Source organism: Persicimonas caeni (genome assembly GCF_006517175.1).
Lineage (GTDB): Bacteria > Myxococcota_A > Bradymonadia > Bradymonadales > Bradymonadaceae > Persicimonas > Persicimonas caeni.
In genome coordinates this window covers 34983-58958 of the sequence record NZ_CP041186.1, presented here as the reverse complement: position 1 = coordinate 58958, position 23976 = coordinate 34983, and the positions used below count along the sequence as shown (strand labels likewise).

The 23976-nt window shown below is 63.1% G+C and carries 21 protein-coding genes; 17 read left to right on the top strand and 4 right to left on the bottom strand.

Annotated elements, in window-relative coordinates; translation table 11 throughout:
• Positions 1 to 15: 15 nt before the first annotated feature.
• Positions 16 to 687 carry a hypothetical protein gene (locus FIV42_RS00230; RefSeq protein WP_141195719.1) on the bottom strand — a complete coding sequence of 224 codons (672 nt, stop codon included), beginning with the start codon at positions 685 to 687 and terminating at the stop codon, positions 16 to 18.
• A gap of 275 nt (positions 688 to 962) precedes the next feature.
• Here FIV42_RS00230 and FIV42_RS00225 point away from each other — a divergent pair, with 275 nt between their 5' ends.
• The 6 genes from FIV42_RS00225 to purL all read left to right on the top strand — a co-directional run bounded on the left by FIV42_RS00225 (position 963) and on the right by purL (position 8943).
• Positions 963 to 3242 (top strand): protein kinase domain-containing protein, encoded by a 2280-nt coding sequence (locus FIV42_RS00225; RefSeq protein WP_141195718.1) that lies wholly within the window; start codon positions 963 to 965, stop codon positions 3240 to 3242.
• A 132-nt stretch (positions 3243 to 3374) separates the two neighbouring features.
• Complete coding sequence (gene purB / locus FIV42_RS00220; protein WP_141195717.1) at positions 3375 to 4673, top strand: adenylosuccinate lyase; 1299 nt, start codon at positions 3375 to 3377, stop codon at positions 4671 to 4673.
• An 89-nt stretch (positions 4674 to 4762) separates the two neighbouring features.
• On the top strand, positions 4763 to 5476 hold the full coding sequence (purC, locus tag FIV42_RS00215; RefSeq protein WP_141195716.1) for a phosphoribosylaminoimidazolesuccinocarboxamide synthase: 714 nt from the start codon (positions 4763 to 4765) through the stop codon (positions 5474 to 5476).
• A 94-nt stretch (positions 5477 to 5570) separates the two neighbouring features.
• Positions 5571 to 5819 (top strand): phosphoribosylformylglycinamidine synthase subunit PurS, encoded by a 249-nt coding sequence (gene purS, locus FIV42_RS00210; RefSeq protein WP_141195715.1) that lies wholly within the window; start codon positions 5571 to 5573, stop codon positions 5817 to 5819.
• Between the two features lie 170 nt (positions 5820 to 5989).
• Entirely contained in the window at positions 5990 to 6679 is a 690-nt protein-coding gene (purQ, locus tag FIV42_RS00205; protein ID WP_141195714.1) for a phosphoribosylformylglycinamidine synthase subunit PurQ, read from the top strand.
• Positions 6680 to 6711: 32 nt separating this feature from the next.
• Positions 6712 to 8943 (top strand): phosphoribosylformylglycinamidine synthase subunit PurL, encoded by a 2232-nt coding sequence (gene purL, locus FIV42_RS00200; protein WP_141195713.1) that lies wholly within the window; start codon positions 6712 to 6714, stop codon positions 8941 to 8943.
• Between the two features lie 704 nt (positions 8944 to 9647).
• On the opposite strand, the gene FIV42_RS00195 is transcribed toward purL, so the two are convergent.
• Both FIV42_RS00195 and FIV42_RS00190 read right to left on the bottom strand, forming a co-directional pair.
• Entirely contained in the window at positions 9648 to 10421 is a 774-nt protein-coding gene (locus FIV42_RS00195; RefSeq protein ID WP_141195712.1) for a hypothetical protein, read from the bottom strand.
• A gap of 452 nt (positions 10422 to 10873) precedes the next feature.
• Entirely contained in the window at positions 10874 to 11815 is a 942-nt protein-coding gene (locus tag FIV42_RS00190; protein ID WP_141195711.1) for an acetamidase/formamidase family protein, read from the bottom strand.
• A gap of 205 nt (positions 11816 to 12020) precedes the next feature.
• On the opposite strand from FIV42_RS00190, the gene FIV42_RS00185 reads away from it, so the two are divergent.
• The 4 genes from FIV42_RS00185 to FIV42_RS00170 all read left to right on the top strand — a co-directional run bounded on the left by FIV42_RS00185 (position 12021) and on the right by FIV42_RS00170 (position 16615).
• Complete coding sequence (locus FIV42_RS00185; RefSeq protein WP_141195710.1) at positions 12021 to 12989, top strand: endonuclease/exonuclease/phosphatase family protein; 969 nt, start codon at positions 12021 to 12023, stop codon at positions 12987 to 12989.
• A gap of 64 nt (positions 12990 to 13053) precedes the next feature.
• Complete coding sequence (locus tag FIV42_RS00180) at positions 13054 to 14790, top strand: hypothetical protein (RefSeq protein ID WP_141195709.1); 1737 nt, start codon at positions 13054 to 13056, stop codon at positions 14788 to 14790.
• 56 nt (positions 14791 to 14846) lie between these two features.
• On the top strand, positions 14847 to 15707 hold the full coding sequence (locus FIV42_RS00175; protein ID WP_141195708.1) for a lysophospholipid acyltransferase family protein: 861 nt from the start codon (positions 14847 to 14849) through the stop codon (positions 15705 to 15707).
• Positions 15704 to 16615, top strand: coding sequence for an SDR family oxidoreductase (locus FIV42_RS00170; RefSeq protein WP_141195707.1), 912 nt, complete (start codon positions 15704 to 15706; stop codon positions 16613 to 16615). Before FIV42_RS00175 ends, FIV42_RS00170 begins: the two co-directional genes overlap by 4 nt.
• Positions 16616 to 16640: 25 nt before the next feature.
• Here FIV42_RS00170 and FIV42_RS00165 read toward each other — a convergent pair whose 3' ends face one another.
• On the bottom strand, positions 16641 to 17417 hold the full coding sequence (locus FIV42_RS00165; RefSeq protein ID WP_141195706.1) for an alpha/beta fold hydrolase: 777 nt from the start codon (positions 17415 to 17417) through the stop codon (positions 16641 to 16643).
• Positions 17418 to 17613: 196 nt separating this feature from the next.
• On the opposite strand from FIV42_RS00165, the gene FIV42_RS00160 reads away from it, so the two are divergent.
• The 7 genes from FIV42_RS00160 to nuoK all read left to right on the top strand — a co-directional run bounded on the left by FIV42_RS00160 (position 17614) and on the right by nuoK (position 23917).
• On the top strand, positions 17614 to 18117 hold the full coding sequence (locus FIV42_RS00160) for a hemerythrin domain-containing protein (protein WP_168210289.1): 504 nt from the start codon (positions 17614 to 17616) through the stop codon (positions 18115 to 18117).
• Positions 18118 to 18325: 208 nt separating this feature from the next.
• Positions 18326 to 18820, top strand: a complete 495-nt coding sequence (locus FIV42_RS00155) for a GNAT family N-acetyltransferase (RefSeq protein ID WP_168210288.1) — start codon at positions 18326 to 18328, stop codon at positions 18818 to 18820.
• 42 nt (positions 18821 to 18862) lie between these two features.
• Positions 18863 to 20626 (top strand): GGDEF domain-containing protein, encoded by a 1764-nt coding sequence (locus FIV42_RS00150; RefSeq protein ID WP_141195703.1) that lies wholly within the window; start codon positions 18863 to 18865, stop codon positions 20624 to 20626.
• Positions 20627 to 20721: 95 nt separating this feature from the next.
• A complete protein-coding gene (locus FIV42_RS00145; protein WP_141195702.1) occupies positions 20722 to 21249 on the top strand; it encodes an NADH-quinone oxidoreductase subunit NuoE family protein in 528 nt (175 codons plus the stop codon).
• Positions 21250 to 21309: 60 nt separating this feature from the next.
• Positions 21310 to 22611: an NADH-quinone oxidoreductase subunit NuoF gene (gene nuoF, locus FIV42_RS00140; protein WP_141195701.1), complete on the top strand. Its 1302-nt coding sequence runs from the start codon at positions 21310 to 21312 to the stop codon at positions 22609 to 22611.
• A gap of 107 nt (positions 22612 to 22718) precedes the next feature.
• Positions 22719 to 23543, top strand: coding sequence for an NADH-quinone oxidoreductase subunit J family protein (locus tag FIV42_RS00135; protein ID WP_141195700.1), 825 nt, complete (start codon positions 22719 to 22721; stop codon positions 23541 to 23543).
• A gap of 62 nt (positions 23544 to 23605) precedes the next feature.
• Positions 23606 to 23917: an NADH-quinone oxidoreductase subunit NuoK gene (gene nuoK, locus FIV42_RS00130; RefSeq protein WP_141195699.1), complete on the top strand. Its 312-nt coding sequence runs from the start codon at positions 23606 to 23608 to the stop codon at positions 23915 to 23917.
• Positions 23918 to 23976: the final 59 nt, after the last annotated feature.

Sequence of the window (23976 nt, the reverse complement as noted above, 5' to 3'; positions counted from 1 at the left end):
CTCTTTCGCTTCCTTTTACTCTTTCGCTTTCTCTTTCGCTTCTTTTCTCTCTTTCGCTTCTTTTCTCTCTTTCGCTTCTTTTCTCTCTTTCGCTTCTTTTCTCTCTTTCGCTTTCTTTTTCTCTTTCCCGTCAGCGGTGAAGTCGACCACGCCGCTCTCCTTCTTTTTCCCGCCCTTGCGCTTCAGGACGAACTTCGTCTTGGCGAGCGGCGTCTGGCCGTAGCCGCGACTGAAGACCATCAGGTACTTGCGGTTGGCTTCGAACTTGTCGTTGGACAGCTCGGCGTGTCCGGCGACGATCTTGTCCTTTCGGTCGCTCGGATAGAACGCGAAGTTGTTGATGTACTTTTTCTGGCCCGGGTTGGTGATGTCGTAGTAGGTCACCGCGGCCTTGAGCGTGGCGATACGCTCGGGAAGAAAGGCCATATACTCGAATTTCCAGTCCTCGTCGCCTTCGGCGGTCAACTTGTGGGTGTTGACCTTCTTCATGTGCCGGATGAACTGGCGGTCGCTCTTGAAGCGGCTGGGAAAGCGCTTCTTGCTGATGACGATCTGGCCCTTGAACTTCTTCTCGGGCTTGATGGCCAGCGCGGTTCCGAATCCGGCGAGGGTGAACGCCGCCAGGACCAACAAAGCAGTCAGGACAACGGCGGGGCGCTTTTCCAACGCAACGAGGCTGATGAGCACGGGGCCTCCAAAATTTTGTGTGTAGAGTGCGGTTGGCTTACGATTGTAGTCGCTGCCCCTTTTCATGACAACCGCAGCTGTGGTGCACTACGACCGTGACTGTAGGTGCCGAGCACACCCGCATGTTGCGCCCGAAGGGGCGATTTGATAGTTGATCATCCGATTATTCATAACGCCTTGGGAGTAAACCAGCCGCGATCACGTCGGCTGAAGACTCGCCGCGTCGTTGGATAGACCGCCACGCACCTATTGCTCTATCAGATTAGGAGAGACGCGTGCTTTGTCATCAGTGTGGAAGCCCGGTATCGCCCGAAGATTCGTCCTGCCAGAACTGCGGGGCGGATCTGAAGCGCAAATCTCGACGCATGGAGCTGCGCTCCGACGGTCTGCGTCGCATGACCCAACAGATGCGCGCCATCAAGGCCGACGGGCGTTATTTTCCGCCGAACGAGGTCATCTCCGAGCGGTTCAAACTCGGCGAGTTGATCGGCAAGGGGCCCTTCGGTGAGGTCTACCGGGCCGAAGACACGCTGATCGACGCCGAAGTGGCCGTCAAAATCTTCGATCCGAAGCTGATCGAAAACCCCGTCCACCAAGAGCAGTTCCTGCGCACCGCGCGCACGGCGCGCACGATGACCCAGACCAACGTGGTTCGGGTTCACGGCAGCGGCGTGCACAAAGACCACGCCTGGGTGTCGATGCAGGCGCTCGAAGGCTTGAGCCTGCGCAAAGTGCTCAAGATGCGGCGCAACAAAGGCGAGAAGTTCACCCTCGAGGAGCTCGAGCCCATCGTCAGCCAGATCACCCTGGCGGTGCAGCATATCAATCGGGAGTTTCCCCACGGAAACCTCAAGCCCGAGAACATCATCTTCCTGCCCGAGCTCATCAAGCTCACCGACCACTATCTGTACGCGGCGATCGACCACGAGATGTTCGCCGATCGCGCGTCCGATAGCCCGTATGTGGCTCCCGAGCTACACACGCCGTCCGAAGAGGCCGACCCGCGCTGCGACGTCTACAGCCTAGGCATGCTCATCGGCGAGATGCTCTTCGGGCCCGATTATACCCCGGGTTCGCCGCCCTCCGATCGTCCCGAGGTCGCCGGCGTCGACGCGCTCGTTCGACGCGCGACCGCCTTCGACCCATCTGAGCGCTATCCGAGCGTGGAGGCCTTGAGCGAAGACTTCGTCACGCTCGTCGACACCGGAAGCCTGCTGCACAGCTCGGGCGACGAGATCTCGGTTCCCGAACCCGCGGGCCTTGCGGAGGTCAGCACGCCGCCGCCTCCGCCGCAGTCGGCGCCCGCCGACGAGCTGCTGCTCGAAGAGACGCCGTCGGATATCGCCGAGCCCATTGAAGACGATATCGCCACGCGCGAATACGACCGCGACGAGCCCGAGGACCCCGAGTTGGGCGACCTGCTCGAGACTAACGAGGTTCGCCGCGAGGAGCTGCCGCCGCCCCCCAAAGGCGCCGCAGCCAAGCTCGAGCCCAAGGAAGAGACCAAGACAGCCATCAAGCCTCCGCCGGGGGCCAAAAAGGCCGAGGACGACTCCGATACGTCTCCGGCGCTTATCTTTGCCGGTCTGATCGCGCTCGTCGGCCTCATCGGCGCCATCATGTGGATGAGCAGCGGCAAGGAGGAGGGTCAGCACGTCGAGATCGGCGACGGTGACGAGGCGAGCGTCGAGGCGTCCGAGACGCCCGAAGGTGAGGAGAATGGCGACGAGACCGAGACGGCTGACAAGGGCGACTCGGCAACGGAAGCCTCCGGCAAAGAGGTCGCCGCCGCGGCCGAAAAGGCCGGCAAGACCATGCTCGCCGCGCGTGGCAAGGCTGTCGTCGCCGCCAAGAAGGCCGAGGAGACGTCGGCCAAGGACGACGCTGAAGGCCTCAAAGACATGGCCGAAGCCGCCGCCATGCTCAAAGACGAGAAGGCTGACGACGGCGCGCGCGCCTCGACGAGCAGCGAGAGCAAGACGTCGACGGGCGACAAAGGGCAGGGCGCTGCCAAAAAGGCGTCTGGCGGCGCGGCCAAAAAGAACGACAAGAAGGAAGAGAAGAAGGCCGTGGCCTCCGGCACCAAGTGCAAGCCGGGCATGCTGCTGGTCAAGTCGAAGAAGGGCAACTACTGCATCGACGCCTACGAATATCCTGCGCGCGGTGTGAAGCCGAAGACCAACGTCAGCTGGTTCAAGGCCAAGCAGTTGTGCAACGCCAAGGGCAAGCGCCTGTGCGAGCTGAGCGAGTGGCGCCGCGCCTGCGGCAGCAAATACCCCTACGGTCGAAAGTGGGACCCGAACAAGTGCAACACCGTCGACGAAGACGAATTCGAGCGTAGCTTGGCGGCCGCCGGCAGTTTCAGCAGTTGCCGTAGCTGGACCGGCGCGCGCGACATGACCGGCAACGCCCACGAGTGGGTCGCCGAGCAGCGCATCGCCGGCGGTGGCTTCGACAGCGGCCCCGAGGTCGCCTCGTGCCGCTACTCGTCGCCCAAGGCGCCGGGGTCGGGCTCGTCGAATATCGGGTTCCGCTGCTGCGCCAATCCCGAGTAAGTCGGCGAAATTTTTCTGACTCAGACTGCTTGTGAATTCGGGGAGCTTGCGCTAGGTAGGGGGCGACCGCCGGCTGGCGGCTCGAGGGCCGCCGCCTCCCATTGACGAGTCTGCCTTTGCAGGGAGTCTGAGATGATCCCCCGCTATACCCGCCCCGAACTCGCCGAACTCTGGTCCGAAACCAACAAGTACAATATCTGGTTTGATGTCGAATTGGCCGCCGTCGAGGCGTGGGCCGAAGAAGGCGTTGTGCCAGAAGAGGCCGCCGCCGAGATCCGCGACAACGCGGTCGTCGACGTCGACCGGGCCAAAGAGATCGAGAAGATCACCCGACACGACATCGCCGCCTTCGTGCAGAGCCTCGAAGAGCAGGTCGGCGAGGAGTACGGGCGCTGGATTCACTTCGGGCTGACCAGCTCGGATATCCTCGACACCACCTTCGCCATCCAACTGCGCCAGGCCGCCGACATCCTCCTCGCCGATATCGACGAGATGATGGAGGTCATCGAGCGGCGCGCCATGGAGCACAAACACACCCCCAAGATCGGTCGAAGCCACGGCATCCACGCCGAGCCGACCACCTTCGGGCACACCCTGGCCATCTGGTACGACGAGATGCGCCGCAACCGAAAGCGCCTGGAGAACGCGCGCGAGACCATCTCGTACGGCAAGATCTCCGGGTCGGTGGGCACCTTCACCAACGTGCCGCCGTCGGTCGAAGCCTACGTGTGCGACAAGCTGGGGCTGAACGCCGCGCCGGCGTCGAGCCAGATCGTCCAGCGCGACCGCCACGCCGAATTCTTCTGCGCCCTGGGGCTGATCGCCTCGAGCCTGGAAAAATTCGCCGTCGAAATCCGCCACATGCAGCGCACCGAGCTTCGCGAGGCCGAAGAGAAGTTTCGCAAGGGCCAGAAGGGCTCGAGCTCGATGCCTCACAAGCGCAATCCGGTGCTAAGTGAAAACGTCACCGGCTTGGCTCGCACGGTTCGGGGTTATATTACCCCCGCGCTCGAAAATGTCGCGCTGTGGCACGAACGAGATATCAGCCACTCGTCGGTCGAGCGCATGATCGGTCCGGACGCCACCGGCGTGCTCGATTTTGCGCTCGTGCGCATGACCAAGGTCTTGGACAACCTCGTGGTCTACCCCGAGAACATGCGCGCCAACCTCGACCGCACCCGCGGGCTGCCGTTCAGCCAGCGTGTCCTGTCGATGCTGATTCGCAAGGGCCTGTCCCGCAACGAGGCGTACAAGCGCGTTCAAAGCGTGGCGATGGTCGCCTGGGAGCAGGAGAAGGACTTCGAGAAGCTCGCGCGCGCCGACGACGACATCACCGAGCACCTGAGCGATGAAGAGCTCGACCAATGTTTCGACCTCGAGCACTCGCTGCGACACGTCGACGACATCTTCGCGCGTGTCTTCGGCCAGTGAGTCTGCCGAGAGTCCGACGAGAGCGAGCGAGTCTGGCCAACCGACCGGCCCACAATTGAGAGTCTGGTGAGGAACTAAGAGGAGCCACCATGGATTTTGACGTCGCATACGAAGGCAAAGCCAAGCAGCTGATTCTGCTCGAAGACGACCGGGACCACTACGTCCAGCGCTTCAAGGACGACGCCACGGCGTTCAACGGCGAGAAATTCGCTCAGTTCGAGGGCAAAGGCGCCCTCAATAACGCCATCTCGTCGTTTTTGTTCGAGAAGTTGGAAGAGGCAGGGGTCCTTACGCATTACATCGAGCGGCGCACCGAGACCGATATGCTCATCCGCAAGCTCGAGATCGTGCCGCTGGAGGTCGTGGTGCGAAATCACGTGGCCGGCAGCCTCGGACGCCGCACGGGCCTCAAAGAAGGCAGCAAGGTCGACCCGCCCATCGTCGAGACCTACTACAAAAAAGACGAGCTGGGCGACCCGATCTTGGCCGACGTGCACATCAAGATGCTCGACATCGTCGACGATGAAGAGCTCGACCAGATCAAGCAGGCCGCGCTGCGGGTCAACGACGTGCTCCAGCCGATCTTCGAGAAGGCGGGCATCCGCCTGGTCGACTTCAAGCTCGAGTTTGGCGTCGACTCCGCCGGCGCGATCATTCTCGGCGACGAGATCAGCCCCGACACCAGCCGCCTGTGGGACATCGAGTCGGGCGACAGCCTCGACAAGGACGTGTTCCGCTACGACAAAGGCGAGCTCATCGAGGCGTACGAAGAAGTCGCCGAGCGACTGGGCGTCGAAGTTTGAATCGCCACCCCTCCCCGATTGGGGGAGGTGCCGAGCGTAGTCTGCGAGGCGGAGGGGGCGGCGAACATCAACCAATTGCAGTAGGAAAATACATATGCCGCGCGCACGAGTATTGATTCAGAACAAGCCCGGGGTCTTCGATCCCGAGGGCAAAGTCGTCCACACCGGATTGGAGCGCCTCGGCCACGGCCAGGTCGACCAAGTCCGCGTCGGGAAGGTCATCGACCTGCACTTCGAGTCGGGCACGCGCGAGGAAATCGCCGCCGAGATCGACCAGATGTGCTCGGAGTTCTTGGTCAACCCGGTGATTGAAGACTACACCGTCGAGTTTCTGGACGAATAAGCTCCGTTTTCACGGTTCTTGGTGGTTGGTTCTTGGTTCTTGGCGTTGCCAACCGAGGCCATTCGCACTGTTCATCGGCATGGCCGACGCGAGCCAGAGGCGTATCGATTCGAATGACACGCCTCGCGAACCCAAACCAAGAACCAAAAACCAAGAACCAAGAACCAGTTATGAAATTCGCAGTAGTGGTCTTTCCCGGTTCGAACTGTGACCGGGACTGCTTTCATGTGGTCTCCCGCGTGCTCGACGCCCCCGTCGAGTACGTCTGGCACCGCGACACCGACCTCAAGGGCGCCGACTGCGTGCTCCTTCCGGGCGGCTTCTCCTACGGTGATTACCTGCGCACCGGCGCCATCGCCAAGATGAGCCCGGTGATGGACACCGTCGCCGAGTTCGCCGCCAACGGCGGGCCGGTGCTGGGCATCTGCAACGGCTTTCAAGTCTTGCTCGAGACCGGGCTTCTGCCCGGCGCGATGCTCCGCAACACGTCGCTCACCTTCATCTGCAAGGACAGCCCGCTTCGCTGCGCCACGACGCGAACCCCGTTCACGTCGACGCTCGAGCAGGGCGAGGTCATCACGCTCCCCATCGCCCACGCCGAGGGCAACTACTTCATCGACGAAGACGGCCTGGCCGAGCTTCGCGACAACGACCAGATCGTCTTCGAGTACTGCTCGAAGGACGGCGAGGTCGCCCCGGAGTTCAACCCCAACGGCAGCGTGGCCAATATCGCCGGCATCTGTAACCGCGAGGGCAACGTGGTGGGCATGATGCCGCACCCGGAGCGCGCAGCAGAGGCCGTGTTGGGCAGTGATGAAGGATTGGCGTTATTCAAGGCGGTTGTCGATTCGCTCGTTTGAGGCGCCTCGATTTCTGAAGGACTACGTTAGAGATGAAACTCGAAGAAAAACGAGAATTCGCCAAGGCCAACGGCCTGTCCGACGAGGAATTCGACCTCGCCCTCGAGATCTTGGGTCGTGAGCCGACGCTCGCCGAGGTGGGCGTGGTCAGCGCGATGTGGAGCGAGCACTGTTCGTACAAGAGCTCGCGGGTCCACCTGAGCCGCCTGCCGACCGAGGGTCCGCAGGTCGTCCAAGGCCCCGGCGAAAACGCCGGCGCGGTCGACATCGGCGGGGGCTACGCCGCGGTCTTCAAGATGGAGAGCCACAACCACCCGAGCTATATCGAGCCCTATCAGGGCGCGGCGACCGGCGTGGGCGGCATCCTTCGCGACGTGTTCACCATGGGCGCGCGGCCCATCGGCAACATGAACAGCCTCCGGTTCGGCGCGGTCGACCACGAGAAGACCCCGCACCTGTTCCACGGCGTCGTCGCCGGCATCGCCGGCTATGGCAACTGCATCGGCGTGCCCACCGTGGGCGGCGAGATCTACTTCGACCCGTCGTATAACGGCAATATCCTGGTCAACGTCTTCAACGTCGGCGTGTGCAGGAAGGACGAGATCTTCAAGGGCATCGCCGAGGGCGTGGGCAACCCGATCTTCTACGTCGGCTCGGGCACCGGCCGCGACGGCATCCACGGCGCGACGATGGCCAGCCAGGAGTTCTCCGAGGAGAAAGAGGCCGAGCGCCCGACCGTCCAGGTGGGCGACCCGTTCCGCGAGAAGCTCTTGCTCGAAGCCTGCCAAGAGCTCATGCGCACCGATTCCATCGTCGGCATCCAGGACATGGGCGCCGCCGGCCTGACGAGCTCGTCGGTCGAGATGGCCGACCGCGCCGGCAACGGCGTGCGCATCGACGCCGACAAGATCCCGGCGCGCGAAGAGAATATGAGCGCCTACGAGTTCCTGCTCAGCGAGAGCCAGGAGCGCATGCTCATCGTCGTCGAGAAGGGCAAAGAGGACGCCGTCGCCGAGATCTTCGACCGCTGGGAGCTCGAATGGGCCCAGATCGGCGAGGTCACCGAGGGCGACAGCTTCGAGGTGTGGCAGCACGGCGAAAAAGTCGTCGATATCCCCGTCTCCAAGCTCACCTCGGCTGCCCCCAAATACGACCGCCCGCAAAAGCGCCCGGCGTATATGGACGAGCTCGAGCCGGCCAGCGTCGACGCGCCGGCCGACCTGGCCGAGGCCTTCGAGGACCTGGTCGGAAGCCCGAATATCTGCTCCAGAAACTACGTCTACGAGCAATTCGACCACATGGTCGGCGTGGGCACGGTCGTGCGTCCCGGCGCCGGTGACGCCGCCGTGCTGCGCGTGCCCGGAACCGACCAGTCGTTGGCCATCGCCGTCGATTGCAACAGCCGGTTCTGCTACCTCGACGCCGAGGAGGGCGCCAAGCTCGCCGTCGCCGAGTGCGCGCGCAACCTGAGCTGCGTTGGCGCAAAGCCTCTGGGCACCACCGACTGCATGAACTTCGGCAACCCCGAAAACCCCGAGATCATGTGGCAATTCGCCCGCGCGGTCGACGGCATGAAGGAAGCCTGCATCGCGCTCGACGCCCCGGTGGTCAGCGGCAACGTCAGCCTCTACAACGCCTCGAACGAGGTCGACATCTACCCGACCCCGTCGGTCGCGCTCGTCGGCGGCTTCGACGGCCCGCTCGAGGGCACGAAGTACGAGGCAGGCGGCTACACGACCATGGACTTCAAGGAGTCGGGCGACCGCATCATCCTGCTCGGCGAGACCGACCAGGACGACCTGGGCGGCTCGGAGTACCTGTGGCGCCAGACGGGCCAAATCGGCGACAAGCCGCCCAAGCTCGACCTGGACCGCGAGGTCGTCGTCCAAAAGCTCGTGCGCGAGTTGATCGCCAACGGACAGGTTCGCAGCGCTCACGACTGCGCCGAGGGCGGTCTGGGCGTCGCGCTCGCCGAGGGCTGCTTTACCTCCTCGGTCGACGGCATCGGCGTCAAACTCGACATGGACGCCACCGAGCGTCCCGACCTCGAGTTGTTCAGCGAGTCGCCCTCGCGCATCGTCGTCAGCGTCGCCGCCGACAAGGCCGACGCCGTGCTCGAGGCGGCCGAGGCCGCCGGCGTGCCCGCCGCCGACATCGGCGAGACGACCGACGACGGCCAATTCGTGTGGGGTGAGGTGCTCGACGTTGCCGTCGACACACTCGCCGACCGCTGGCGCACCGGCCTCGATTCGTTGCACGGATGATGACGCCGAAGAGCATCGGTGCGAGGGCCGAAGAAAGTCGGTGCGGGGGCATCTTGCCCTCGTTTGCGAGAGCTGGAAGCACTCGCACCGAAGGCCGAAAGCTCTCTTACGAATGCGCGGACAACCCGGGTGGGTTGTCCGCGCATTTTTTTGTTGAACGGGTGAGTCGAAGTCGGTTTTGGCTCACGCGTGGTGGTCGAGCCGGTGGGCTCACGGTAGTTGCGGCGGAATCGGTTTCCTCGTTCCGCAAAACAATGTCTTCGTAGCGAGCGTATCTTCGATGGGATGTTTGTCCGTCCATCTTCGACGCGCTCGGCGGAGGCGGCGCCGTCGTTCGGCCGGCTTCGGTCGGTCGGTCGGCGGATTTGCCCGGTGCGGGCTCGTGGAAGCGTCGAAGTAAAAGACGTGGCGTGAAGATGGGTCTGTGCCGTGGGAGTTGCCGCAGCGGCGTCGGTGTAGGTGGTGGCGTCGGGTCAGGCGTGCGAAGTGCGCAGTGTGCGACCTGGCCGGGGAGGCTTCAAAAACGAGGCGGGCTTTGCCCGTCGAAGTCACAACCATTCGCATATTCGATCAGCGCCCATGCCGGCGAAAATCGTCGGTAGGCGCATCGGTGTGCGTCGAACACCAAAACGCCCCTGGCAGATCCGACGATCTGCCAGGGGCGTTTTGTTTAGTCGGCGTGTCGGTCTACTCGAGCGAGACGATCACGCCTCGACCGGCTCGACGTCCACGTCGGTGTCGACGACGTCGTCGGCGTCGGTGTCCTGGGGGCCGTCGACGCCACGTGCGCGACGCGCCGTCGGGCGAATGCGCCCAGCGAGCTCCTCGAAGCCGGCGATGGTGTAGAGTTGCTCGAGGATGCTGGCGACGGCTTGGTAGGTGGTCGTCCAGCGCTCGATGGCTTGGTCGCGGCGAAGCAGGGCGGTTTCCAGCTCGCGGTACTCGCGGGCGACGACCTCGAGTTTGTCCGACAGTGCCTGATGCTCGGGCTTGAGGCGCTCGGCGACTTCGGGAGTGCTGAACTCGAAGCCCAGCGGGCTTTCGAGGCGCGCGTCGACAGTCTCGAGGCCGCGGATAGCGCGGCCGGTGTACTCGAGCAGGTTTTTGGCGTTGCGCGGGGTGACCCCGTCGAGCCCAGTCTCCTCGAGCAGCTGCGGGCGGCTCGACCCGTCGATAGCCGACTTGATGTTGACGGTGTTGTCGTACAGTACGCCGTTGAGGTGATCGCGCTCCTCGAGGTGGCGCGCGTCGTCGGAACGCTCCTCGGCCAGCTTGGTCGCCGCATCACGTAGCTGGTCGGCGGCCCCGGAGAGTTCGCCGCGGCATCCCTGCATCACCGCGCGCCATTGTCCTTCGTTCTGGCCCGCCCAGCCATCGAGTTTGGGGGTGACGAGATCGATGTGCGTATCGATCGATGCGACGACTTCACGGGTGGTGTCGAGTTGGTTTTGGATTGGCTTGCCAATTTTGTTGCTCATTGCATGCTCCTTGATGACGTCAATCAGCGTTGTGGAGCGCCAACAGCCTTCCACCAGAGATCCAACGGGGGTGGGGCGACCGCGAGTCGTTGGCACGTCCGGGAGTCCAATGTTCCCCCGTGAATTGAGTGTGAGAGCTCTACGATAGCGTGGTCCTCGCGAGTCGACAACATGAGAGGCCCAGACCGACCGATGATCAGCCGAGATCAGAATGTGAGAAGTCGTGAACATCGGTTGATCCGGTGTTCCAAAACGTGAGGGAACGAGTGCGTCCGATGATGGAGTCGATGATGTTAGCGGGCACACTACGACGTCGCTCGATCCGGACTTCCAAAATCCAAAAGGACGAGCGCACCCGATGATCGACTCGATTCGGGTTGTCGATTCGTGTCGACCTCGGACGGTCCGCCCGTCCCAAAGCGAACGCGCCGAGATCACCCGGTGCGTCGACCTCACCCCAGCAAATCGTCGGGGTCGAACACGGCGTGGACGCCGCGCACGCCGTTGACGAGTTGGGTGATGCGCACGTCGACGACCACGCTTGCGAGCAGCATGGCCTCCTGGCGGTCGACCTCGAGTTCGCGCTCGAGCACGTCGAGCATGCCCGAGACGGCCTGGGCGGCGGCTTCGTCGAGGTCGCGCGAGAATCCCAGGGTCACCCACCCGGAGGGCGTGCGCGCGGTGGGCACGTCCACGGAGAAGGACGTCTCGACGTCGTAGCGCACCACCACGCGCTCCATCGGGCACTCGATGGCGGTGCCGGCGAGTTCGCCGTCGCCCTGGCGGGCGTGGCCGTCGCCGAGCGATACGAGGCCGCCGTCGACGCCGACCGGCAGGTAGAGCATGGTACCCGCGACGAGCTCCTTGCAGTCCATGTTGCCGCCATGAGGAGTGGGGAACCAGCCCTCGTGCCAGCCAGAGCCTGCCGGAGTCAGGCCGATAGTGCCCATGAAAGGGCGCAGTTCGACGCGGTGGCCGCGCTCGCTGGTGCCGACCATGGCGTCGGCGTCGAGCTCCCACAGCAGCAGGCGGCTGTCGGCGTCGCCTAGGCCGACGGCTTCGTTGAGCGCGCGGTTAAAGGGGCCCTGACCCGAGTAGGTCCAGCCCCAGTCGGCGGGGCGGATCTCTTCGAGGTGGGCGACGAGCGTCGAGCCGGCGAGGGCTCCGCGCACGTAGACCGGGCCGTGCAGCGCCGGCCCATCGTCGCGCGGGCTCTCCCGGGGCCCCCACTTGGGACGAGTCGGTTCGCCGCGGACGTGTTGGCCGCGCCCGAAGCTGATGTCGAGGGTGCGGTAGACGACCGTGTCGCCCCGGTCGACGGTCAGCGCCGGGTCGAGGTCGGGCGAGAATTTGCCGTGGAGCGTGGCGCGCGACGGCTCGAGAGTGTGTCTCATTTTTGCCTTCTAGGATGTATGATGATGGGCACGATGATGCCACGACTCGGTGTGCTACATCAATGACGGGCGGAGGGTCTGCGGCCGTGAGTGCTGAGGTTGCCGAATTGTTGGTTGGCGCAATCGATTTTCGATACAAAAAGTCCTAGAATGCCGCAAAACTGCTGATAAAGGCACTCAGATACGGCATCTCTTGGAACACTGCATGATCGCACGGCGGCTCGAACAACTCCTCGTCCTCATTCTTACCGCCACCCTCGTGGCCTTGGGCGGCTGTTCTGCGCCGCCGTCGTCCTCGGGTGACGACGCGGCGCTCGAGGCGGACACCGGCGTCGACGCCGCGCCGGACGCTGCGCAAATCACCATCGCCACCTTCAACGTGCGCCGCTTTTTCGATACCGAATGTGACTCGAACCGCTGCGGGCCGAACGACTGGGAGGAGCAACTCTCCGAGAACGGCTTCAACAACCGGCTCGACAAGCTCTCGGCGGCGATCGACGACCTCGACGCCGATGTGGTCCTGCTCCAAGAAATCGAGAAGCAGTCGGTGCTCGACGCGCTGGCCGCCAAATTCGACGGGGAGTACCCGGTCTCCGAGCTCGGCGAGATTGGCAACGTCGCCTCGGTCGACGTCGGCGTGCTCGCCCGCGGCACGCTGGTCGACACGAAGGGCTACCGCGACAGCAGCGACCTGCAGCGCCCCGACGGCAGCCACACGCGGTTTGCGCGTGAGTTTCTGCGCGTCGACCTCGACATCGACGGCGAGCGGGTGATCGTGTTCACGGCCCACTTCGTCTCCAAAGCAAGTGACGACGCCGGCCGCCGGCTCGCCGAAGCCCAGGAAGCACGCCGCATCTTGGATGAGGTAGCCGCGCAAAACGACGACGCGCTCGTGGTCCTCGGCGGCGACTTGAACGACACCCCCGACTCCGAGCCGATGGCCGCGTTGACCGACGACGGCGGCTTGTTGCGCGTGGGCGCCGACCAGAGTCTCGAAGATGTGTTCACCTACGTGTGGAACTGGGAGCAAGAGGCGATCGATCACCTGCTGTTGGCGTCGACCTCCGGAGGCGCCTACGTCGACGGCAGCGCCCGCTCGGTCCACGACCGCCAGCCCGCCGGATTGGGCGGATCTGATCACGGCGCGCTGGTCGCCACGTTCGAAATGCGATAGACCTGATACAAACCGACACGCCGCGGGCTCGCCCGCACCCATATTGACGCGTTGTGAGAGTGTGATGATTCGACGTCTTTTGTTGCTTTCGTCTGTCTTCTGTCTGCTCGCCGTCGGCTCCTTCGGCTGCGCGAGCTCTCCCGATAAAAAGGACAAGGCGCTGACTGCGGCCGAGGACCGCGTCCCGGCCTATTTCGAAGAGATTCCGGCGACCACGCCGTACGTCTTCACCAGCCTCGAGCCGTTCCCTATGGAGGTGCTCGAGCCGTACATGAAGACTTATGCGGAGATGTACGACTCGCTGAGTCAGCAGATGAAGCAGCAGCAACAGCAGTACAACTACCAGCCGCAGCGCGACCCCGGCGAAGAGTTCATGCTGGCGCTGTTCGAGGAGCTGAGCAAAGCGCGCTCCATCGAAGGGTACAAGCAGCTCGGGTTGTCGACGCGCCCCCAGGCGGCCATCTACGGCATCGGCTGGTTCCCGGTCATGCGCGTGTCGCTGGGCAACGCCAAGGCATTCGAGGGCATGCTCAGCCGCCTGGAGACCAAGGCGGGCCTCGAAGTGCAGATGCGCCAGGTCGCCAAGCAGACCTACCGTCAATACGACATCGAAGACGAGATCAAGATCGCGCTGGCGATCACCGACTCGGAGCTCATCGTGGGCTTCGCTCCCACCCAGGCGTTCGACGAGTTCGTCGCCTACATGCTCGGCCAGAAGAAGCCGGCGCGCAGCTTGGCTGACGTCAACGTCATCCAGGACATTCAGGCCAAGTACAGCCTGCTGCCCTACGCGGTGGGCTACGCCGACATCGTCGGCATCGCAGGCGCCGCCACAGGTGCTGCGCCCGCCGACGAGATCACCGCCTCGATGCTCCAGGCCATCGACTATAAGGCGCCGCAGATGACCGAGGTGTGCCGCGGCGAATACATGTCGATCTTCGAGAAGATGCCGCGCGTGGTCATGGGCTACACCGAGCTGTCGCCCGAGCTGATGGAGGTCACCGCCGTGCTCGAGACCGAGGGAGGCTTCGCCAAAGACCTCGCCCAGACGGCCGCGCCGATGCCTGCCTACAGCTCCGACTTGGTCGACAAGTCGTTCTTCGCGGTGGGGCTGGGCGTCGACGTCCAGAAGATGATCGGCTTTTTGAACAATCAGGCCGCCCGCATCAACCAGGACCCGTTCCAGTGTCCCGACTTCGCGCAGTGGAATCAGGCCGCCCAGCAGGCCACGATGTATAGCCAGCTCGTGCCGCCGTTCGTCAGCAGCCTGCGCGGGGCGATGGCCGTCGTGACCGACGTCCAGCTCGACCAGCAGAGCTTCCAGCCGCAGAGTTTCGACGCTGTGGCGCTGGTGGAGAGTGGCGACCCGATGACGCTGCTGTCTCAAATGCAGATGTATATCCCGCACATCCAAGGCCTGAGCCTCAAGCCCAACGGTGTGCCGTCGGCGCTCAAAGCCGTGCCCGACGCTCCCTGGCTGCAGTCGCCGCATATGGCGATGGACAAGGACACTCTGGCTGCATCGGCCGGCGTGGGCATGCAGGACGAGATGGCCGTTTTGCTGGAAGGAAAGAACGCGGCCGGCGCCGAAGATACCCCGCTGATGCTCATCGCCTACGACTACGGCAAGTTCATGGACAAGCTCGCCCCGATGTATGGCATGGGCGGCGCGAATCCGATGGGCGGCATGTTCAGCTCGATGCAGAAGATGTTCGGCACTTTTGTGGGCGAGGTCGACGCCACGGACGACGGCATCGTGCTGCGCTACCGGCTCAATATGTTCCCGCCGCAGGGAAACTAGAGCAGCCGTAGCTTGGTCGCCTTCGTGCCAACCATCGATTTTGTCGGGGTGATGTCATGCCGCTGAGATTTTTTGTCGACGAGGAGGTCTTCGAGCGGGTCCGCCGCTTGGAGCTTCCGTTCAACCGCTACGGACTCGACCCGTACGGGGTCTCCCAGAAGCATCTGGCCCAGTTCTACACGCTGCTCGGCTGGCTGTACCGCAGCTACTTCACAGTGCGCACCCATGGCGTCGAGAATGTCCCCGAGCAGGGGAGGGCGATGGTGGTGGGCAACCACTCGGGCGGCGTGCCGGTCGACGGCGCCATGGTCATCGCCTCGCTCTTCTTCGAGATGAACCCGCCCAGGCTCGCCCAGGGCATGGTCGAGCGATTCGCCCAGCGCTGGCCGGTCGTCTCGCATTGGTTCAGCCGGGTGGGCCAGTTTACCGGCCTGCCCGAGCACGCGCTTCGCATGCTCGAGGCGGACCGTTTGCTGATGGTCTTCCCGGAGGGCGCCCGCGGCACCGGCAAACTCTACAAGGACCGCTACCAGCTCGTGCGCTTCGGCACCGGGTTTATGCGCCTGGCGCTCGAGACGAATACGCCCATCGTGCCCTTCGCGTTCATCGGCGGCGAAGAGGCCCTGCCGACGATGTTTCACCTCAAGCGCATCGCCAAGCTCACCGGGGCGCCCTACATTCCGGTGCCGCCGTATCTGTTGCCGGTGCCGATGCCGGTGCACTGTGAGATCTATTACGGCGAGCCGATGCACTTCGAGGGCGACGGCACCGAGGCCGACGAGGTCATCGAACGATATGTGGGGCAGGTCAAAGAGCGCATTCGCCAGCTTATCGAGCGCGGACGCGCCGAGCGGCGCAGCATCTTTGGCGACGGCAATCCGCAGCTGACATCCGAAGACGACACGAGGCAGTCATGAAGGCGCTGATTACCGGAATTTCGGGAAAGCTTGGTCGACTGGTGGCCGAGAAGCTGATCGAGGAGGGCCACGAGGTGCTCGGCATCGACCGGCGTCCGTGGCCCGACGCCCCCGAGGGCGTCAAGATGTTTCGCGCCGACATCCGAAAGCGTCCGGCCGAAGATGTCTTCCGCACCGAGCAGCCCGACGCGGTCATCCACATGGCCACGGTCACCCACTTCACCGCCGGCGCCGAGGAGCGCTACCGCATCAACCTTCGCGGCACGCGCACCGTCTTCGATCATTGCCACGCGTACGGCGTCGAGCACGCCGTGTTCGTCGGGCGGCACACGTTCTATGGCGCCGCGCCCGACTCGCCGCTGTATCACACCGAGTCAGAGCCGCCCTTGGCGGTGTCGACCTTTCCGGAGTTGGCCGACCTCGTGGCCGCCGATCTCTTTGCGGGGTCGGCGCTGTGGCGCTACCCGGACATGGACACCACCGTCTTGAGGCTTTGCTACACGCTGGGGCCGTCGCAGCGCGGTACGCTCGCCAGTTACTTGAAAGGGCCGCGTGTGCCCACCGTGCTCGGGTTCGATCCCCTGTACCAGTTCATGCACGAGCAGGACGCCGCCGAGGCGATCTGCTTGTCGCTCGACCACAAGCTTCGCGGAGTCTTCAACGTCGCCGGCCCTCAGCCGGTGCCGCTGTCGCTGCTCATCGACGTGACCGGTCGGACCCAGATCCCCATCCCCGAGCCGCTCTACGGGCGCTCACTGGGCAAGTTTGGGTTTCCGAATCTTCCGAAAGGCTCGACCAACCACATCAAGTACCCCATCGTCATCGACGACAGCGCGTTCCGCCGTGAAACCGGCTTCCAGCAGCGCTTCGACGAGATTCAGACGATGGAGGCGTTCAGGTGGGCGTAAGACGCGTGGGTCTGTTTTTGGACCCTCACTCCCGATCGAACACAAGCTTTGCGACGGCATCGGGGGCCTCTTTCAAGATGAGGTGCCCCGAGCCTTCGACCTCCAGCCTGGTGGCGTGCGGCCAGATTTCGGACCACGTCTCGACCGAATCGCGAATGGCGTCGAAGGTGTGCTCACCGTAGACGAGCTCGATCTGGCCGGGCAGGTCGGCGAAGTCGTCGGGTCGCGGGATCGAGTCGAACAGACGCAGGTACTCGAGCGGTACTTTCAGCGAGCCTTCGGCGAACGACGACATCATGTCGGTGTCGTCTTGGCGGTGGCCCGAAAGCGCGGTGTTGGTGATCCATCGGCCGATCGGATTGCCGAACGCCGAGTAGTAGAAAAGGCGGCCGACGGCCGGCTTCAGAAAGATTCGCAGGTACTCGGGCACGTAGGCGAACGGCTCCAGAAAGATGAACCGCTCCATGCGCTCGCCCAACAGCGGGGCGACGAAGAGGGCGACGATGCCGCCGCTGCAACTTCCCACCAACGAGACGGGCCCCGGGCCGAGCTCGTGGTCGATCGTGGCGACGATCTGCTCGGCGACCGCTTCGAGTTCCCAACGCGTCGGCTCGGCCGAGTCGCCGTAGCCGGGAAGGTCGAGCCCCAAAATGCAGCTGTCCTCGCCCAATCGTTCGTACAGCGCGTCGAAGGTGTCGCGGCTGCCGTTCCAACCGTGCAAACCCACAAATTTCGCCGAGCCGTCGCCGTACACGCAGGTGGCCAAGGGCGGGGCGAGATGAATATCGGATGTTGCTGACATGTTGACCTGTGTGGGTGAACAACAATCTGGCGGGCGTTGGCCCACGCTCGACCGATTTTGGGAACTCCGTGCGGTATTGCAATACCATTCGCGCTTGCGAATACCAGAGACCGTAGATATCTTTTAGATGCGCGTCGCCGTTGCAAGTTGCGCGGCGCCTGGCGGGCAATCAGCTTTCTCGACCCCCCCGAGCTTCATGGCAGAGAGCAATTCATCCGATCTGATCGAAGTGGTTCATCACGAACACGATCATCTCCTCAAGCTCTTCGAAGATATCGGCGATACCTTCGAAAAGATCTCGAGCGGCGAGCTCGACAAGGCGCGTCGTGAGGAGGTGCTCGAGACGGCCAGCGACGACCTGAAGCTGGCGCTCGAAGAGATGCTCCATCACTTCAATCAAGAAGAAGAAGTCTTCTTCGTCGAAATCGAGAAGCGTCGGCCCGATTTGGCCGACGACATTGCCAGCTTGGCAAGTGCCCACGAGTTGATGTGCGACCGCACCCGCTGGTTGCACCGGCAGTTGAACCAATCGCGCGACACCATCGCGGATCGGTCCGACGAAATTCAGAAAGTCGTCAAGCAGATGCGCAACCTTCTGGGCCAGCACACCACCAACGAAAACCGCCTCTTCGACAGCGTTCTCGAGAATATGCCCCCGGAAGAGCGCGAGTTGCTCCTCGCAGAGATGCGCCGTATCTAGACACCCAGCCCAGGCTGCCGTTGCAGCCTGCGGTTCGAACTCTTCGGCCTCCGCAGGGGACCCTTGCTGCATGTCGGTACACGACTGGGCAGCTTGAATCGAGATGTTCCTGCGGTGTTCCCTATCGTTTGGCAGAATTTTGAGTACACTGGGGGCAACGCACTCTTCGCAACCACAGCTCTGATGTTGACGGATGGATACCAGTAACGTGAGTGACACTGCTGACATCGTCTATGGAGAACCCCGAACCGAAGACAGCGAGGCCATCGGCCGGCTGTTCTTCGAGGATATGACCGATCTGGGGGTTCACAAGACGCGTGAGGAGATGAACGATCTGGCGCAACAGGTCATCGCTGCCTCGCAGTCCGACCCCGCGGAGTGCATCTGCTGGGTGGCCCGGCCGGGCGCCGATGGCGAGCCGTGCGGGGTACTGTTGGCCAATTTCAACTGGTCGTTGAAGTTTGCTGGGCGCGCGCTGTGGATCGAAGAGCTGTACGTGACGCCGAAGTTTCGGCGTCGCGGGATCGGTCGCGAGTTGGTCGCCCAAGTGCTCGACTATGCCGAGGACCACGGCTTCAAAGGGGTCGATCTGGAGGCCTACCAAGGCAACACCCCTGCGTCGGTCCTGTACCGTACGATGGGCTTTCACCGGTTGGGGCGCGAGCGATTCTACTATCGTCTGGGCAGCCAGGAGTTTCTTTGATTCGGATGCCCTAAGGCGCCGAACGACCCAAGAGCAACGCATATGTACCGCATTCTCGTCTTCTCGACAGATTCCAGCTTTCAAGACCGCCTGCAGCAAGCCGCCGAGGCTTGTTCACTCCAGCTCGTTGTGGCTGACGAGGTCGGGGCGGTTGTCGACCACCTCGACGAAGCCTCCTTCGACGCCGTGTTGGTCGACGACACGGCCGCCGAGTTGGCCGATGACGAACGCTCGCGATTGATCTCCGCAGGCGGCACTCAAACGCCGCTGTTTGCGGTGGGCGAGGAGACGTTTGAATCCCTGCCCGAGCACGCCCACTTGGGCGATGATGTCGATCTGACTGATCTGCTCGACGACCTCGCCGATCTGGTGGCCCAACGCGGCGTATTGTCCGAGAGGCCCGAGTCGGGGGCCTATTTCCCGTCGGACACCCAGGGTCGCCCGTACCTCAAGACCACCGACGGTCTCGATCGACACACCTCTCACGTGGAAGTCGACGATGGGGCGGCGGTTCGTCTCTTGTACGTCGGACGTCCGAGCGGATTTCGCCAGCGCCTCGAAGAGGCAGCCGAAGGCGTCGTCGAACTCGTCTTGGTCGACAGCCCCCATGAAGTGGTCGTGCCTGCCGGTGCGCCGCCGATCGATCTGGTCGTGTTGTCCGTGGAAGGCGAACTTGGCACCACGCGGCGCCTGATCCGCTACCTGCGGCGGCGCCAGCCCGAGTCGCCTTTCGAGCTGATCCTGCTCGCCGAAGCCGACGAGGAGATGGGAGACGGGCTGGGGCGCACCTTGGGAGCCGATCTGGTCCTCGAGCAACCCATCAAGCCGGCCGAGTTGATCGAGCGCGCCCAGATGCGCCAAGCGACTGATGCGAACGAGTTGCTGGTGATCAGCGCCGATGCTACACGCCAAGCGCTCTTTCGAACGGCACTGAGCCGAGAGCCGATCGACACCCTCTTTGCCAGTTCAGTAGAAGATATCGCCAGCGAAGGCGGCGAGCCGCCCGAAATCGTTCTGGTCGACACGGTCGGCACCGAGATCGACGCGGCGGCGACCATCGAGCAGCTTCGTCGGCGCTTTCCATTTGCTGCCACTCGATACCTCGTCACCCTCGAGGCGGCCGACAGCGTCGCCGCACAGGCTCGCGAGTCTTTCGACGACGTGATCACCGCTCCGTTTCTCCCCTCGGATATTCGCCGGCTGGTGCGGTTGCACCTCGCTCAGGCGAGCATGGGACGCGCCGCGCTCGAGCGCGACCACCTCACCGGGGTCAACTCGATCTTGGCGCTCGGAGATCATCTGCAAGCGCTGCTGGATGAAACCGCCGAGGTGGGTGAGCTCGTCGTGCTCACCGCCGTCGATATCGATAACTTGGGCCAGATCAATTACCGCTACGGCAAAGTCGTCGGGGATACGGTGTTGCGTTCGCTTGCCGACGCGCTCCATCTGGCCACCGGCCAACGCAATGCGATCTATCGAAGCGACGCCGACGAGTTCTTTTTGCTCCAGCGCATCGACGAGAGCGAGTGGCTCGAGACCCGCGATCGGCTCGACCGCGCGTTGCACGTGTTTCGCCAGCAGACCTTCCGGGCCGTCGACGGGCGTGGGACCTATGCGACCGCCTCCGCAGGCTGTGTGGTCGTCCCGCCGGTGGGTGCCAGCGCGGAGTATTGCCTCAGGAAGTCGTGGATCGTCCTCGAGCGCGCGTCCTCGACGCGTCAACAGCGCCTCCTTGTCGCCCAGCTCGACCCCGCAGCAGTTCCTCGTCCGGCGCGATCGCGCGACCTTTCCGACGAGCGCGACTGAGCTTGCCTGCAGACTCCAGTTCCGTTCTTGACAGTGCGAATGGCTAACACTAGCTTCACTGCCGCATTGCACCCCCGGAGCGGAACGCAGAAGTCATGGCACTACAATTCTCCGAAGAAACCGAAAAACAGTTCCAAGAACTGGTCTCTCGTTACCCCAACACCCAGGCCGCGCTGCTGCCCGCGCTTTTGCTGGCACAGTCCGAGTTCGGCTGGGTGTCCGTCGAGGTGATGGACTATCTGGCTGAGCGCCTCGAGCTCAACCCCGCACAGGTGTTGAGCACGGCGACGTTCTACACGATGTTCAACAAGCAGCCTCTCGGAAAAGCGCACATCCAGGTGTGTACGACCCTGAGCTGCGCGCTTTGCGGCGGTTACGAGATCATCGAGCACCTCGAAGAGCGTCTGGGTATTCGCCTCGGCGAGACCACCCCCGACGGCAAGTACACGCTTGCCGAGGCGGAGTGCTTGGCCTCGTGCGGCACGGCCCCGATGTTCCAGATCACGTTCTCGGACGGTGAGATCGAGTACTACGAGAATCTCACCCCCGACAGCGTCGACGAACTGCTCGACGAGCTCGACAAAAAGCTCGAGCAGCTGCCGGCTCCCGCCGAAATGCACTGATCGAGCTGGTGCGCTCATCTCATAGGAGGAACTAACCTCCTCGCGACTGCAGGCAAGACCATGGAAGAACTCTTTTTGAGCCGGAACTTCAAGGTTCCCAACGCCCACACCCTTCGTGTTTATGAAGCCAACGGCGGCTACCAGGCGATGAAAAAGGCCTTCAAGATGGATGGCTCGGCCATCATCGACGAGGTCAAAAAGTCGAACCTGCGCGGCCGTGGCGGCGCTGGTTTCCCCACCGGCGTCAAGTGGGGCTTCATGCCCAAAGACTCCGACGTGCCGATGTATCTGACGGTCAACGCCGACGAGGGCGAGCCGGGCACGTTCAAGGATCGCTACTGCATGGAGCTCGATCCGCACCGGCTGATCGAGGGCTGCATCATCACGGCTTGGGCGCTGGGCATTCGCTACGGCTACATCTACGTGCGCGGTGAGCTGCAAAACGCCATCCGCACGCTCCAGCGCGCGATTAACGAGTGCTACGAGAAGGGCTACCTGGGCGAGAATATCCTGGGCACCGGCCTCGACTTCGATCTGTACGTCCACTCCTCGGCCGGCGCGTATATCTGCGGCGAGGAGACCGGCATGATCGAGGGGCTCGAGGGCAAGCCTGGTCAGCCGCGCCTCAAGCCTCCGTTCCCTGCGATCGTCGGCGTCTTCGGCGCCCCCACGCTGGTCAACAACGTCGAGTCGATCTCGTCCATTCCGTTCATCATCGAGCGGGGAGGGGAGTGGTTCGCCTCGATGGGCGTCGAGAAAAACGGCGGCCCGAAGCTGTACGGCTTGTCGGGCCACATCAACAAGCCGGGCGTCTACGAGGCGCCCTCAGGGATCACCGTGCGTGAGCTGCTCGAGGAGTATGGCGGCGGCATGCGCGAAGGGAGTGAGCTCAAAGCGTTCATCCCGGGTGGATCCTCCTGTGCAGTCCTGACCCCCGATGCGCTCGACGCGCCCATGTCCTTCGAGGGCATGCGCGAGTACGGCAGCACCATGGGCACCGGCTGCATCACCTTTATGGATCAGAATACCTGCATGGTGCGCATCGCTCAGCGCCTGGCCCACTTCTACCACCACGAGTCGTGCGGACAGTGCACGCCGTGCCGTGAGGGCAGCGGATGGGCGAGCAAAGTGCTCGATGCCATCGAGGCCGGGCGTGGGCGCAAAGAAGACCTCGAGCTGCTGCTCGACATGGTCGACAACGTCCAGGGCAACACCATCTGTGCGCTCGGCGACGCCCTCGCGATCCCGGTGCGCAGCTACCTGCAGGTCTTCCCCGAAGAATTCGAAGCACACATCGAAAAAGGCTGTTGTCCCTATCCGAAATGGGGCAAAGGCAAGGGCAAGGGTAAGAAGGTCGCATAAGCTTGTTTCGTCCCGCCCAATAGGGCGGGCGAAGCCTTTGACCTCGTCAATGAAATGCGCTATCTCACCCGAGCCTGACGCTGCGTCTCTCAGAAGGAGAGTTGTTCATGGGTTTCTGGGAACCCCTATTTTTCTGGATATTGGCAGGCGGCGCGCTCGGTACGAGCATCGCCGTTCTCCTCTTTCGTAACCCCCTCTACAGTGCGTTGGCGCTGGTCGCCGACTTTTTCTGTTTCGCAGGGCTTTACGTGCTGCTGTCGGCCCACTTTATGGCCGTCACGCAGGTGCTGGTGTATGGCGGCGCCATTATGGTGCTGTTCCTCTTCATCATCATGCTGCTCAACCTGAGCGACGAAGACCTCGGTCCTCGCCGCTTCAGCATGCACCACGTCTTAGCCGCGCTGGCAGCCACTGGAGTCTTCGTCTTCGCCGCCTCGGCGATTTTGGCCGTGGTCGACTTCGACGAGGTCAAAGAGGCGACTGCGGTCGCTGCCGAAGAGGTCGACGAGAAGACCGAATCCGACGAGGAGCAACTGCTGCTCGTCGAGGTGCCCAGCCAGGTACCCGGCCTCTACACCTTCCTGACCGAAGACGCGCTGCAGGCGCGCTACGCCGAGCAGATCGAGGCGTGGAGCGCAGGCGAGCGGATGTACTCGACGGGCAAATACAAGCGCTTCGATGAGACCCAACCCTTCGAAGTGCCCCCGGTCTTTTTGGAGGCCCAGCGCCCCGAAATCGTACCGGAAGGTGCCGACACCGCCCCGGCGGCCGCACGCAGCTCGGACGAGCGCGACGCGGGCTCCTTCTTTGGCACCGTCGAGCCGATCAGCGTCTTGCTGGTCAACCGCTTCGTGATCCCCTTCGAATTGACCGCCTTGTTGCTTCTGGCGGCCATCGTGGGTGCTGTAATCATCGCCAAGAAACGCCTGTAACAAGCATAACGGCGACACTGCCCGTACGAACGGGATTTTGAACGCTATTTTGGAGTTGATCGATGACTTGGGAACCGACACTGGCACATTACCTGATTCTCGCTGCGGCGACTTTCAGCATCGGCCTGGTGGGGGTGATGATCCGCCGAAACGCCATCACGCTCTTTATGTGCATCGAGCTGATGCTCAACTCGGTCAACCTGACGTTTATCGCCTTTAGCAAGTACCGCGTCGACTTGGACGGCCAGATCTTTGCCTTCTTCGTCATGGCGGTTGCTGCCGCCGAAGCTGCCGTGGGACTGGCGATTATCATCCACATCTTCCGGCACAAACGAAGCGTCAACGTCGACGAAGCGCACGAATTGCAGTACTGAGCCGGCCCACTTGGGGCCGTACCGCTGCAGAATGACTTTCTGCTGGAGCGAGATTCGCT

Excerpts from the sequence above, each read along its gene's own strand:
- FIV42_RS00185 (WP_141195710.1), top strand. The coding sequence starts at position 12,021 with ATGATCGCACGGCGGCTCGAACAACTCCTCGTCCTCATTCTTACCGCC.
- FIV42_RS00190 (WP_141195711.1), bottom strand. The coding sequence starts at position 11,815 with ATGAGACACACTCTCGAGCCGTCGCGCGCCACGCTCCACGGCAAATTC.
- FIV42_RS00150 (WP_141195703.1), top strand. The coding sequence starts at position 18,863 with ATGTACCGCATTCTCGTCTTCTCGACAGATTCCAGCTTTCAAGACCGC.
- nuoF (WP_141195701.1), top strand. The coding sequence starts at position 21,310 with ATGGAAGAACTCTTTTTGAGCCGGAACTTCAAGGTTCCCAACGCCCAC.
- FIV42_RS00165 (WP_141195706.1), bottom strand. The coding sequence starts at position 17,417 with ATGTCAGCAACATCCGATATTCATCTCGCCCCGCCCTTGGCCACCTGC.
- FIV42_RS00175 (WP_141195708.1), top strand. The coding sequence starts at position 14,847 with ATGCCGCTGAGATTTTTTGTCGACGAGGAGGTCTTCGAGCGGGTCCGC.
- FIV42_RS00145 (WP_141195702.1), top strand. The coding sequence starts at position 20,722 with ATGGCACTACAATTCTCCGAAGAAACCGAAAAACAGTTCCAAGAACTG.
- nuoK (WP_141195699.1), top strand. The coding sequence starts at position 23,606 with ATGACTTGGGAACCGACACTGGCACATTACCTGATTCTCGCTGCGGCG.
- purB (WP_141195717.1), top strand. The coding sequence starts at position 3,375 with ATGATCCCCCGCTATACCCGCCCCGAACTCGCCGAACTCTGGTCCGAA.
- purC (WP_141195716.1), top strand. The coding sequence starts at position 4,763 with ATGGATTTTGACGTCGCATACGAAGGCAAAGCCAAGCAGCTGATTCTG.
- purS (WP_141195715.1), top strand. The coding sequence starts at position 5,571 with ATGCCGCGCGCACGAGTATTGATTCAGAACAAGCCCGGGGTCTTCGAT.
- FIV42_RS00135 (WP_141195700.1), top strand. The coding sequence starts at position 22,719 with ATGGGTTTCTGGGAACCCCTATTTTTCTGGATATTGGCAGGCGGCGCG.
- purQ (WP_141195714.1), top strand. The coding sequence starts at position 5,990 with ATGAAATTCGCAGTAGTGGTCTTTCCCGGTTCGAACTGTGACCGGGAC.
- FIV42_RS00195 (WP_141195712.1), bottom strand. The coding sequence starts at position 10,421 with ATGAGCAACAAAATTGGCAAGCCAATCCAAAACCAACTCGACACCACC.
- FIV42_RS00160 (WP_168210289.1), top strand. The coding sequence starts at position 17,614 with ATGGCAGAGAGCAATTCATCCGATCTGATCGAAGTGGTTCATCACGAA.
- FIV42_RS00170 (WP_141195707.1), top strand. The coding sequence starts at position 15,704 with ATGAAGGCGCTGATTACCGGAATTTCGGGAAAGCTTGGTCGACTGGTG.
- purL (WP_141195713.1), top strand. The coding sequence starts at position 6,712 with ATGAAACTCGAAGAAAAACGAGAATTCGCCAAGGCCAACGGCCTGTCC.
- FIV42_RS00180 (WP_141195709.1), top strand. The coding sequence starts at position 13,054 with ATGATTCGACGTCTTTTGTTGCTTTCGTCTGTCTTCTGTCTGCTCGCC.